General features: G+C 47.8%; 13 protein-coding genes. 5 read left to right on the top strand and 8 right to left on the bottom strand.

What is annotated here, in order from left to right:
• Positions 1–223 precede the first annotated feature (223 nt).
• Positions 224–778 (bottom strand): TRASH domain-containing protein, encoded by a 555-nt coding sequence (locus AAX04_RS04135; protein WP_066794400.1) that lies wholly within the window; start codon positions 776–778, stop codon positions 224–226.
• Positions 779–838: 60 nt separating this feature from the next.
• Between AAX04_RS04135 and AAX04_RS04130 the strand changes: the two genes are divergently transcribed.
• The 3 genes from AAX04_RS04130 to AAX04_RS04120 all read left to right on the top strand — a co-directional run bounded on the left by AAX04_RS04130 (position 839) and on the right by AAX04_RS04120 (position 3,529).
• Positions 839–1,012: a YHS domain-containing protein gene (locus AAX04_RS04130; RefSeq protein ID WP_066794397.1), complete on the top strand. Its 174-nt coding sequence runs from the start codon at positions 839–841 to the stop codon at positions 1,010–1,012.
• 8 nt (positions 1,013–1,020) lie between these two features.
• Entirely contained in the window at positions 1,021–1,389 is a 369-nt protein-coding gene (locus tag AAX04_RS12360) for a heavy metal-associated domain-containing protein (protein WP_084761192.1), read from the top strand.
• Positions 1,390–1,546: 157 nt separating this feature from the next.
• On the top strand, positions 1,547–3,529 hold the full coding sequence (locus tag AAX04_RS04120) for a cation-translocating P-type ATPase (RefSeq protein ID WP_084761191.1): 1,983 nt from the start codon (positions 1,547–1,549) through the stop codon (positions 3,527–3,529).
• Between the two features lie 9 nt (positions 3,530–3,538).
• Here AAX04_RS04120 and AAX04_RS04115 read toward each other — a convergent pair whose 3' ends face one another.
• Entirely contained in the window at positions 3,539–3,961 is a 423-nt protein-coding gene (locus AAX04_RS04115; protein ID WP_066794391.1) for an SRPBCC family protein, read from the bottom strand.
• 62 nt (positions 3,962–4,023) lie between these two features.
• A complete protein-coding gene (locus tag AAX04_RS04110) occupies positions 4,024–4,623 on the bottom strand; it encodes an ArsR family transcriptional regulator (RefSeq protein WP_066794388.1) in 600 nt (199 codons plus the stop codon).
• A 270-nt stretch (positions 4,624–4,893) separates the two neighbouring features.
• On the opposite strand from AAX04_RS04110, the gene AAX04_RS04105 reads away from it, so the two are divergent.
• Complete coding sequence (locus tag AAX04_RS04105; RefSeq protein ID WP_066794386.1) at positions 4,894–5,451, top strand: 50S ribosomal protein L30; 558 nt, start codon at positions 4,894–4,896, stop codon at positions 5,449–5,451.
• Here AAX04_RS04105 and AAX04_RS04100 read toward each other — a convergent pair.
• The 5 genes from AAX04_RS04100 to AAX04_RS11845 form a co-directional block, all read right to left on the bottom strand.
• A complete protein-coding gene (locus AAX04_RS04100; protein WP_066794384.1) occupies positions 5,448–6,041 on the bottom strand; it encodes a Brix domain-containing protein in 594 nt (197 codons plus the stop codon). The two genes, AAX04_RS04105 and AAX04_RS04100, sit on opposite strands and share 4 nt — an antisense overlap.
• Before the next feature lie 665 nt (positions 6,042–6,706).
• A complete protein-coding gene (locus AAX04_RS04095; RefSeq protein WP_066794381.1) occupies positions 6,707–7,105 on the bottom strand; it encodes a hypothetical protein in 399 nt (132 codons plus the stop codon).
• 5 nt (positions 7,106–7,110) lie between these two features.
• Positions 7,111–7,395: a hypothetical protein gene (locus AAX04_RS04090; protein WP_202904420.1), complete on the bottom strand. Its 285-nt coding sequence runs from the start codon at positions 7,393–7,395 to the stop codon at positions 7,111–7,113.
• Positions 7,396–7,746: 351 nt separating this feature from the next.
• On the bottom strand, positions 7,747–8,892 hold the full coding sequence (locus AAX04_RS04085) for a zinc ribbon domain-containing protein (protein ID WP_066794378.1): 1,146 nt from the start codon (positions 8,890–8,892) through the stop codon (positions 7,747–7,749).
• Positions 8,879–9,040, bottom strand: a complete 162-nt coding sequence (locus AAX04_RS11845; protein WP_156519685.1) for a hypothetical protein — start codon at positions 9,038–9,040, stop codon at positions 8,879–8,881. The genes AAX04_RS04085 and AAX04_RS11845 overlap by 14 nt, the downstream gene beginning before the upstream one ends.
• 368 nt (positions 9,041–9,408) lie before the next feature.
• On the opposite strand from AAX04_RS11845, the gene AAX04_RS04080 reads away from it, so the two are divergent.
• Positions 9,409–9,945: a transcription elongation factor NusA gene (locus AAX04_RS04080; protein ID WP_084761193.1), complete on the top strand. Its 537-nt coding sequence runs from the start codon at positions 9,409–9,411 to the stop codon at positions 9,943–9,945.
• The last annotated feature ends 18 nt before the right edge of the window (positions 9,946–9,963 follow it).

Here is a 9,963-nt window from a genome sequence, read left to right as displayed (position 1 = left end):
AGGTGAAGAGAAAACCAAGAGGTGTTGCCCACTGCCCAATGGGGCATAAGCTACACAGCGACCTAAACGGGGCATTAAACATAATGAGAAGAGCCATTGGAAAGATACCCCTAGTCATCAAAAAGCCGCTGTCATTCATCGTAGACCACAACAAAGTAGCCCCATAAAGCGGGGTAACCCCTGAGACCTCGGGAAACCCCCACCCTTAAGGGCGGGGAAGAGGTCAGCCTGCCTTATGGGCTTCATCACCGTCTTTAGTAGTTTTTAATTGCTTAATCCTCTTCTTCAATTCCCTTAGACACGTTCTGCAACATAAGTAGTATATCCTCTTCCCCCTCCTGTAGATTATGGGCTGCCCATTTATGGGTCCACCGCAGTAGTCGCAGATTAGCCTTGGGATGACTAGCTTATTGCTATACCCAGGGCCTAGGGTAATGTAAACCGCCTCCCTATCCCTAATTCCACTAATAGCCTCAACTAACTCATTGAAGTCCCGCGCCTTAACCACAACCATGAACCTGCCGTCGACTAATCTATGGCACTCACCCTGATGCGGCCTCCTAGTGATCACGAAGGCTATTGGGTAACCCTCAGGCACCTCAACAGTGAACCTAACTCCCTTAGCCCTCAGGGACTTCACAAGCCTCGAGGCGGTGGCCTTACTAACCCCAAGTCCACTGGCCAGCTCTGAAACACTAATTCTAGAATCCTCACTGAGTAGTGTTAAAGCTCTTCTCTCTAGATCCGTGAATTTCTGAAAATTCGTTTCACTGTTCACAACTCCTACTAAACAATTTCTCTAAATAACTTTTACCCAGCTGCCGTGTCAGTTTAAAGTATGGCCACTCACATTGACCCAGTATGCGGTATGGAGGTTGGCGAGGATACTGCGTTTAAGACATTGTACAAGGGTAAGGTTTACTACTTCTGTTCACGCCAATGTAAGGAGGCCTTCGATAAGGACCCTGAGAGGTACCTTAAGGGAGGGCCTAGGGGTATGCCGCACCACTAGGTGGCTGAATGATGAATTTGCCGGATGTTAAAGTGAACCTAAGCTTCGGGGGAGGGGTTAGGAGGATTACATTTAAGATAATTGGTATGCATTGCGCCACCTGCAGCTTAACGGTTCAAAGGACTCTTCTATCAGTACCAGGGGTACTGGCAGCTGACGTCAGCCTGGCCGCTGATGAGGCCGTGGTTGTGGTTGACCCAGGCAGGGTGAGGTACATTGACCTGGTTAAGGCTATTGAGAGGGCCGGCTATGACATATATAGGGAGGAGGCTACGCTAGGTATGACCCCCTTCCCGCCTTTTGGGTGGGGTTTCACTGTGGGGGTCTCGTCCGTTACTCCCTCTGCGGGGTTAATGGTTTCGTTCTTGGGGTGGTGATAAGGGTGGGGTATCGCCCCACCGGCTCATCTAACGTAGGGAAACCCCCTCTCGGGGGCACCAACCCAAGCACCAAACATCCCAACAAAACTGAAGCTTATAAACCTACCGCAATGAAACCCACACAGCAGAACAACCCCGCCCTAAAGGGCAAGGCTTGCCATGCGATGTCAAGGTTGGACCCAGTGACCTTGATGTTGATAGGAGGGCAGCGGAGGCGGATCTGAGGGACCTTAGGGATAGGCTCCTCACCTCTGCACCATTAACCGCAGCCATAATGATCATTGTTTGGTTCCTCCAGCCAAGGGGCCTACTACCCCTTAACGTAACTCTCTGGCTTGGCCTAGCCCTAGCCACAGTGGTTCAATTTTACCCAGGGTGGAGGTTCATAAAGGGGGCTGTTAGGGCTTTCAGGAACTCCACGGCAAACATGGATACCCTGGTGGCCCTAGGCACATTAACGGCATACGCCTATAGCCTACTCTACGCCCTTCACCTAGTAGGTGGCGAACCATTCCTAGACTCAGGGCCAGCCGTGATAACCCTAATACTGCTTGGCAGGTGGCTTGAGGCTAAGGTTAGGTTGAGGGCATCCTCCGGGGTTAGGGAATTAGCAAAGTTAGTGCCAAGTAGGGCCAGGGTTATTGCAGATGGCGGTGAGGTGATTATGGGTATTGGCGAAGTTAAGCCCGGCCACAGGGTCATGGTTAAGGCTGGGGAAGGCATACCCGTCGATGGTATTGTTGATGAGGGCAGCGGGTACGTTGATGAATCAGCCATGACAGGTGAACCAGCACCAAGGCTAAGGAAACCCGGTGATGTGGTGCTGGCGGGTACTAGGCTACTCAACGGTTACCTTGTCATTAGGGCTACTAGGGTAGGTGAATTCAGCCTAATAGCCCAGGTTGCCAGGCTTGCCAAGGAGGCCCAGGCGGCTAGGTTACCCATACAGTCCATGGTAGATAAGGTGTCCGCCTACTTCACCTGGGTTATAATAGGCGTAGCCGTAGCCACATTAGCCGCATGGCTAAGCCTCAAGGCACCCCTATACGTGGCTGTGCTTCACATGGCCTCGGTACTGGTCGTAGCCTGCCCCTGCGCCCTTGGCTTAGCCACACCAATGTCAATAATGGTTGGCGTGGATAGGGCCACACAGGAGGGGGTACTGGTGAGGAATGGTGAGGCCCTTGAGAAGCTGAGCAAGATTAGGGTTATGGCCTTTGATAAAACTGGGACGTTAACTGAGGGTAACCCCAGGGTTGTTAAGGCCTTCATTAATGACGATGCCCTAGCCCTTGCGGCATCCGCCGAATACCCATCGAACCACCCCATAGCCAGGGCTGTGGTGCAGTACGCTGAATCTCTAAAGGTTAAGGCTACCAAGGTTGAGGAGTTTAATCAACTAGAGGGAATGGGGGTAGTGGCGGTGGTTAACGGGAGGAACGTGGGTGTGGGCAATGCGAAGCTGGTTGAGGGCATGGAGGCTAAACTCAGCCCTAGGGAGGAGCAGTTGGCCAGAGATATTGAGGCGGAGGGTTATACACCAATATTCGTGGTCATAGATGGGGAGGTTAAGGGGGTATTAGCCATAGGCGACCCACCAAGGGCGGAAGCCGCCGAGGTGGTTAATGAGGTTAGGAGGCTTGGGTTGCACATCTCATTGCTAACCGGCGACTCCGAGGGTTCAGCCTTGGGTGTGGCCAAGGCACTCGGTATCGGTGAAGTCCACGCCAACCTAATGCCCGATGACAAGGCTAGGGTGGTTAGGGAGCTTAAGGCCAAGTACGGGGCAGTGGCCATGGTCGGCGATGGCATTAACGATGCCGTGGCCCTTAACGAAGCTGACGTGGGGGTAGCCATGGGTACTGGCAGTGATATAGCTAAGGAGGCCGGTGACGTGATTCTCGTGTCTGGGAGGCTTAGGTCTATCCTAACCCTACTGAGGTTATCGAAACTGGTGGTTAATAATATTAAGTTTAACATAGCCTACGCCTTCGCCTACAACCTAATCCTAGTACCCGTGGCGGTTGGCCTAATACCGGGCCTAACCCTAAGGCCTGAACTAGCCGGCTTAGCCATGGCCCTAAGTAGCCTAACAGTAACGATGAACGCCTACTCCATCAAACTCCGTAGGGTTTAGTTAAACTAACTAGGCACCGCTTAAATGGGCCTCAGCCTCCTTAACTATCCTATCTAAGGCGTGCTCAGCGCCCTCCCTGAAGTGGTTAATAACCCAACCCTTAACCGGGGTTAGCAGCGGGTGCAGTTTAATGTCCCACTCACTGACCAACTCACCATCGCCAACCCGAACCCTGTGAAGGCCCTTAAATGGCCCCTTCACAAAGTTAAATGCCACGCCATCATCGGTGAGCCTAACGTACGCCTCACCATGGTTCAACGGCCCATTGAAGGCGAACTTAACCTGTACGTGAAACACATCACCGCTGCTATCGATTATCCTAACCTCCCTATGCCCATGCCAGTACTTGGGGTAATCCTCAATCCTGCGTATTATGCTTAGGAGTAGGCCCCTGGGTACCCTCACCTCCCTCCTAACCACGAAACTAACCATAACCAGGCCGCTGCCCCGGCTTAATAACCCGTTTCCACCTGTTACTGCCCTTAAATAACCCACTATCCCTCATTAGCTACCTTCAGGTTAAGGTAGCTTGACCTAAGCCTCTTAACAAGGTTCATCAGTACTAAACCCCTGAAAACCTCCATGTAAGCCTCGGCTGGTTCAGCATAGTGAAGTTTTAAGCCGTACTTACCCGCCATCTCCTTAACATTCCTAGTGCATAGCGTCCTCAATGGGCATGTTGAGCAGTAGTCCCTGGTCTCAGTACCACTGAAGATAACTAGGCCGTGTATTGGGTCTATGAAGGCTCCCTTAGTTGGTTCTAGCCTTATCAATAGGGTGTCGTTCGACTCCTCAACCTCAGCCACCACGTATATTGAAGCCGAGAATGAGTAGCCGCTGGGGCCCTTGGTTAACCAGCCATTTTTAACAAGCGCCCTTAGGTGTCTTGATAATTGACCCCTCGGCGCCTGGGTTTCCTTCAATAGTTCACTAAACCTATTAACACCCCTAGCCACTGATGAAATTACCCTTAGATTTATGTCATCGAACACTACATTGAAGCTCCTTTCACTCATCACAACGTATGAACCCTCCTCAATACTCGCCGCTAACCTACCTGGCAATACCACAAGGCCAGGTTTAACCTCAGCCACCTTAACCCGTCAATAACCTACTTATTAAGCCTTAGTGGATTACTAAACCTCGCTTGCACCACATTAAAGACATCATGTTAACCACCATTTCGTAAAATAAGAGGTTTCACCCATGGAGAGGTTTGAGACCTCAGTCATTAGGTCAGCGACCGTTGGGGAGCCACTACTGTGAGGAGACCCAGGAAGACCACCAAGAAAGAGACGGCGGAGGCACCAAGCCTCCACCGGAAGTAAAGAAATATAAACCACCACCTCCGGAGAGACGGTACTATGCAGAGTACCCAGGAGGTTAAGCCAAGTGGCGAGGTTGGTAGGGTGATTGTGGCTGCGGTTAGGATTAGGGGGCTGGTTGACGTAAGCCCTGATGTGGAGCATACTTTAGATCTACTTAGGTTGAGGAGGAAGTTCACATGCAGTGTATACCCGTTGACCGACTCCATCAAGGGTATGCTTAAGGCGGCTGAGGGCTGGTTAACGTGGGGTGAGGTTAGTAGGGAAACCTTGATTCAACTACTCAGGAGGAGGGGTAGGCTGGTGGGTGACTTACCGTTGACCGACGACTACGTGAAGAAGTATGGCTGGGGTAACGTGGAGGAGCTTGTGGACGCGTACATTAGGGGTGAGGTTAAGAGCCTATGGTGTAGGAAGGGGGAGAAGCCAGGCATGGTTAACGGTAAGGCAAGTTGCATACCGGGCTTAAAGCCGTACTTCAGGCTTCACCCACCTAAAGGCGGCTTTAAGGGCAGCATAAAGAAGCCATACAACGCCGATGGTGAATTAGGCTACAGGGGCTCCGCCATAAATGACCTAATAATGAGGATGATTTAACCATTAGTCAAATGACCCCTAAACCTCTTAACCACCAGGCCAGGGGCCTTAACCTCCCTAAACCCCTTAACCCTAATAATGGGGCCCCTAGGCGCATAGGTTAAACCATCTATGAAGCTGACCTCGCAACAGCCATCCTTGATTGGCCTCACGTACATTATGCATTCAAACCCCCTATAATCGCTTACATCACCATAGAAGAGCTGTACATTGAAAACCTCAGATAGGACTAGGGATAGTTGAATATTGGGTTTAGACACTATAACCATGCTTGACGGCTTACCTAAGATGGGTCTCGATATGAGCATGTCGCTGAGCAGCTTAACTCCACTTAAACTAATTACGTAGGGTAGCTTAACCAAGGAGTCCACCTTAACCTTATAAATATCCATTGATGATGGGTTACCATGGAAGGTCTTGAAAAGCACGATGTAGCCTGCACCAAGGCTAAGTGCCAAGGTGGCTAAACTAGTTAAACTACTCCTACCCCTATTAACCTTAATCGCACCTGGTATGGCCAACTCAAGCTCATTAATGAACTGCCTAAGCCTAATCGACGCATCCCTAGACGTAGTCAGCAGAACAACCATTCAACGTAAAATTAAATGGGGAATTCTTAAACCTTACCCAAGCTAAGGCTAAGCGTTTCCCCACTAGTTATGTTTATCAATCACTTATTGAGATTTATAATTATCACTGGTTGGGATGGGTCTTCTTCACAGCTTCATTGGCATTAGCGTGGTTCTTGGACCTCAGTCGAGGATTACTTTCTTCTACTAAACTAAGTCTTGCTGCTGATTATTAGTCTCACTGGTAATTCACCGTATTGAATATCACTAAGAACATAACAACATTCCTGGTATTAATAATAGGCCTTGCAATACTAATGGCATTATGCAAGTACAAGTGAATAAATAATACTTAATTACATGAAGTTCATGCACCATGAGACTGGCATTTACGCTCAACTGTTTTCATATTTGCCGTTGGTATTACTGTAATGATTTTATAGTGATTATTTCTAATAGTAAATATTATAATTACAATTATATTTATGCATTTCTGTAATGGTTTACATAAATATAGCTTATCATTATTTTTCCTATCATATATGCCATTGCATGCATACTTATTTATAATTTCTAGAATTTCATGCTCGAAATCGTATTGACAAATACCGCTATTTCGTAATTCGTATATCCGAAGTCTTAACCTCTCAATTGCGTGGTGAGTAAACTCGCAGGTTATATACGTATCACCAAAATGCTGTCCAATTAAGCATTATACATGGGGAACCGAATTGATCCCTATAGTCCGGATACACCGAAATATTAGTAGGCTTTATGATTATGCTCATAGTGCCTTCAGTGCTGAGTCTCAATGTTAATGACCCATCCTTAACTACATTAACTTCCTTAATACCCGCGGGTCTAGCGTTAAACATTGTGGGTGTGCAGAGGGGCCCAGGTCTTGGTTTATTGGTTCTTGTTGATACAATGACGTTAACCCATACCGAATACTTATTATTTACCTTCATTACCTTGAGGATCACTGGGTAACCTGTTATAGTTAATTCCTCATCATCAGTAACAACCCTCATTACCAATGGGTTCCATGAAACCACCTCGTAGTCAACATCAACGTAGTCGTGCATTCACGCTACACCTTAATTTTTCGTATAAACTTCGCTAAATTCTCATCCTCAGGTTCAATACTTATATAGGCTACCTTATCATTTTCATCAACACCAACGGTCACGAATGCCATGCCCTCCTCAGACCTCTTGGGCATCCTATTACCAGCCCTTATAAGTATGTTACCGAACTCATGATCAACCTCAATGATGATGTTAAAACCAAACCCTGGCACAAGCCCAGACACCGACGTACCACTTATGTTCCCGATGGAGTAAGACGTAATACCCGGATATGATACGCTTTCCATTAATAATACTTAAACTTAACGAAGTTTTAAGTTTATCTGCGGGTGCTAGTAACGAGGATAAGTCTCGTCCTTTAAGGTTGGGTTACCTCACTATGTGGGTTTATATACTAACTATGCCCTACCTGTTTAACCGGCCGTAGTAACCCCATAAAAGGGTCAATGCCAGGTCAGAAGCGTGCGCATCGGCTTACTTGGTTGCATTAAGGGGATTATAAGTGATTAAAGCGACAAATGAATAGTACGTAAATGCGTTAGAAGCGGAAGGCTCTAAAAATGCTGAGGCTTAACCCACGCCAATGGGTAAGGATAAGTTGACCCTCTGGGAAGCCATTGCAGTTGACCTGGGTAACATTATCGGTGCGGGCAATCCTCATCCTCAGGTTCAATCATCTTACATCTTAATTTTAATACCCAGTACATGGGTACCTTATCCCTAGGCGCCTTGAACCCACAATTCCCACAAACCATGATTCTGCCTGGTAATTGGGTTAACTCATGATGGCAAATTGGGCATATTGTGCTTGGCAACCTCTTGAACCTGTATGGTACACCATACCACTCTAGCTGGGCAATCAGTAGCTTAACGAACCTCCTCGTCTCAGCCAGGTAAATCTTCCTCAAGCCACTTGGCAACTTCCCCTCAAGCAACTCCCTCCTTGATTCCTCAATAATGTCGTCAATGATGACTAATGCCCTATGCCTAAGGGCCTTCCTAACCAACCTATGCGCAAGCCTTTGAGCATAATCCCTTAGTTTAGCATAGATTCTCCTCCTCAGCCTCCTCACCTCCCTCCACAATCCCTTACCCTCCTTAGTCTTGTGAAGGCCCAGCCTCTTTAGCTTCCCGTATTTTTGACTTAACACGACTGAGCGGTAGTAAAGCCCATCAATCTCCCTAAGCCTTGGCCTCTCAGGCTTCCACTTAACAAGCTTACTACTTTTAATTAACCCCCATGCAATGCCGTTATTCCATGCATTCACGTCAATGGCTAGCATGTAGTCACTAGGTATGTATGGTTCAACCTCACGCTCGGCAATCAATGCCAAGTATGGTTCATCATCCTTGAGGCCAATCATTGCGTACTTAACATCACCACCCTCACTAAGCCTATCAACAACCCACCTAGGCATTGGAACCTCAACAACATAACCACGCTCATTCCTGCACACCTGGTATAGCTTAATAGCACTGCTTTTGAAGTCAAGCACCACTGGTGCATACCTACCACCCTTCCTTGAGCCATCTGGGTAAAACCTCAGTGTCTTCAATGGAACCCAGGTTGAGGCAAACCACCTCTTTGGCACTGTACCGAATACTAAACTCCCCTTGAAGTTCCTGAAGCCGTAGAGATGGTGCTGTATCGTCTTGGGTAGGTCCGGCACCCAAACCTCAAAACCACGGTAAGCCAGGCTTGTTAATGCCGTTAATCGTTTGATATAATCAACATTGCATCTATCTCTTGGTAACCTAATGAGTATTGCTCTATGAGCCTTCATCAATAACCACCATTCCTTCTATTTCCCTGTTGGCGTAAGGTACGAGTTTCTTTCCACCATTCTTTGAGTAAACATAGATTCGTACGTACTCTTTTCCTGCTTTTCTTACTACCTCTATTGACCCTTTTATGAAAATTACCTTCACCATATACCAGGTTTGGAGAACTTCCTTATAAACATTTGGGTAATTTAACTCTTTATTCTCCGATAGATTTAAATACCCCAGAGTATTAGAGTTAGTAGTCTCGGGCACGAGGCAACCGTGAGTGCCCGAGCACCCAGCCCCGTGGGAAAACTGACCAGTGATGCCCCAAGAATGGGGATACCCGACAAGGGATGAAGAATGATTAGGGTCGTTGGGATGCGGGGAAACGGGGCATAGGAACAGTAATTTAACCCATTTTCATCAACGACCAACCGTAATCAAGCCGCCGCGCCTCCCCTTAACTAGGTTAAACTCCTCGTGGAGTTCCTAGGAAGGAAAGTTTTATATATCCTAACTGAATGAGGGGGGTGATGCGGATACCGTTCTGCGAGTTTTGCGTGAAGACGAGGCTGTTTTGCAGCAAGTGCCAGTCGCTGCTCAACAGTGGTCAGTATGAAATGTATGACGTTGACGTCATAGATGCTATACTTAAGCTAACTGACGAGGATCAGAAGCTGAAGAGTATGCTGAGTGACGTTGAGTATTATAAATCCTATGACGTGGGTAACACCTACTTCATAGCGCTTAAGGGCATTAGGCGAGTGCCGATAAACATAGTTAGGTCGCTTGAGGATAAGTTAACCGAGATCCTCAACAGGAGGGTTAAGATAATTGAGTACACGGCTAACATTAACGAACTGGTCACGCAAATAGCCTACCCAGCCAAGCCCACGGTGGCCACAACCTGGCTACCTGATGGAACCAATGAAACCGAGGTTAGGATAATGAAGAGGGATGCCAGGAGGCTTAAGCTTAAGCCAACCGACATGGCTAAGCTATTGAGCGCGATAACCAACAGGAGCGTTAAGGTTAAGGTAATTAGCCGCGATCAGTTAAACACAGCATAAGGGGGAGTTAGGGTTAGG

The organism is Caldivirga sp. MU80, assembly GCF_001663375.1.
Taxonomy (GTDB): Archaea; Thermoproteota; Thermoprotei; order Thermoproteales; family Thermocladiaceae; genus Caldivirga.
The sequence above is the reverse complement of the archived record's forward strand: the minus strand, read 5'-3'. Positions and strand labels throughout refer to the sequence as shown.